1 pseudogene is annotated in these 548 nt (G+C 40.3%); it reads left to right on the top strand.

Annotated elements, in window-relative coordinates:
- Positions 1-548, top strand: a pseudogene (locus G1O98_RS38580) (HlyD family secretion protein); the annotation flags it as partial.

The raw sequence follows: 548 nt of genomic DNA, 5'->3' as shown, positions 1-548 counted from the left end.
GGTATGCTAACAGATATACGGGCACAACAAGAAGGTGTGATTTCAAAAGTTACAGTCAAAACTGGTCAGTCTATAAGGTCTGAGGATTTGTTATTTGTTATAGAAAATCACCGTACAAGCCAACTTCAAGCTCAAGAAGTTTCTAGTCGCCTGAATCAACAAGAAACAGAATTGAGACAGGCTCAAGAACGTTTAGCGCATAAACTGTCACTTCTGAATATAGTAAATCGAGATGCTGTAAACCAGGAGAAGTTTGCAGTCTCGGAGAATCAGCAAAACCAAAAGCAATTGCTTTCCGATCTTGAAGGCGCAAAGTCGCGTTATCAACTTGCAGAATTAAACTATAAACGAGCAAAGTTTTTAAAGTTAGAAGGAGCGATCGCTGAAGCCAGCTTTGATGTAGCAGAGATCGAACTCAAACAGCGTGAAAGTGAAGTAAAAAGCCTACAAGCTAAACTTGCAGCCTTACAGGTTAACCAGGATGCTGTTCGTAATGGCTTATCATTATCCAGAACAAGGAGTAACTACGACCCAAGCATTCGTTTAGT

This window comes from Nostoc sp. UIC 10630, assembly GCF_010747425.1.
In the GTDB taxonomy this organism is placed as follows: domain Bacteria; phylum Cyanobacteriota; class Cyanobacteriia; order Cyanobacteriales; family Nostocaceae; genus Nostoc.
Note: the sequence above shows the minus strand (reverse complement) of the source record. Positions and strands in the feature narration are given on the sequence as shown.